Source organism: Vibrio sp. E14 (genome assembly GCF_020515785.1).
GTDB lineage: Bacteria > Pseudomonadota > Gammaproteobacteria > Enterobacterales > Vibrionaceae > Vibrio > Vibrio diabolicus.
In genome coordinates this window covers 1-1,204 of record NZ_JAHPJI010000034.1, presented here as the reverse complement: position 1 = coordinate 1,204, position 1,204 = coordinate 1, and the positions used below count along the sequence as shown (strand labels likewise).

Here is a 1,204-nt window from a genome sequence, read left to right as displayed (position 1 = left end):
TGTAACCCTCCCAGTTTTAGTGGCACTCTAAATTAGAGTTTTTCCTACTTTCATACCGCGCTAAATATTCCCAGGGAGTCAGGTCATTTAGTGAGTCATGAGGACGTTCATCGTTGTATTCCCTCATCCAATTTTCTGTCAGTTCTCGAACTTCATTCAGTGTTTTAAACACGTACATATCCAGTATTTCTGTTCGATAAGTCCGATTAAAGCGCTCGATATATGAGTTCTCTGTTGGCTTTCCTGGTCGAATGAACTCGAGTTCAACATTATTTGCTTCCGCCCATTCAGCCAATGTTGCTGAGATGAACTCTGGTCCGTTGTCCATTCTCAGTTTGCTAGGCATGCCTCGCCAAGCGATGATACGATCGAGAACCCGTATAACTCGTGGCGCCGGTAGATTTAAATCCACTTCAATGGCCAGTACTTCACGATTAAAATCATCCACAACATTAAATGTTCGAAAGCGCCTGCCACAGACCAGTGAGTCACTCATAAAATCGATAGACCAGCAACTGTTGATCCACTCAGGACAGGCTAACGGTGCTGGCTCACGCTTAGGTAATCGCTTTTTCCCTTTGCGCCGCATATTCAATTTCAGTAAGCAATATACGCGGTAAACCCGTTTGTGATTCCATGTATGGCCCCATCGCCTGAGCACTTTGAATAATTTTCCGAAGCCATAAGCAGGATACCGCTCGACAGCGTCTTGAAGCTTCGCGATAACCTCATCATCTCGGTGAGGATCAGGCCGATATCGGTACACGGAATCGCTGATGCCAACCACGCGGCAGGCCTTTCTTAGACTGACCTGAAACTGTTTGCGAACATACTCTACGAGTTCACGTTTGACCGCTGGCTTTACAGCTTTTTTTCCAGAATATCTTTTACGATACGGTGCTCGAGGCTGAGATCTGCAAACATCTGTTTAAGCCTTCGATTTTCATCCTCAAGCTCTTTTAGACGTTTAACGTCTGATGCTTCCATACCACCATACTTAGATTTCCAGTTGTAGTAAGTCGCATCTGAGATTCCATATTCACGGCAGACTTCATTCACCTTTCTGCCTGCTTCCACTTCCTTCAGGATCTTGACGATTTGTGTTTCTGTGTAGCGTGATTTTTTCATCATGCGTTCTCCGTTTGTTTCAGTGTAAACGGAAAAGCTCTAATTACTAGCGACCAGTTTTTCGGGGAGGGTTACA

General features: G+C 44.9%; 1 protein-coding gene. It reads right to left on the bottom strand.

All coding sequences use genetic code 11. The features are described 5' to 3' along the window. Window positions 1-16 precede the first annotated feature (16 nt). Window positions 17-1,128, bottom strand: a protein-coding gene (locus LIX84_RS23290) for an IS3 family transposase (RefSeq protein ID WP_443083706.1) whose coding sequence is annotated in 2 segments (ribosomal slippage) — window positions 17-876 and window positions 876-1,128 — 1,113 coding nt in all. Because the reading frame shifts where the segments join, the coding sequence is not laid out codon by codon here. Window positions 1,129-1,204: the final 76 nt, after the last annotated feature.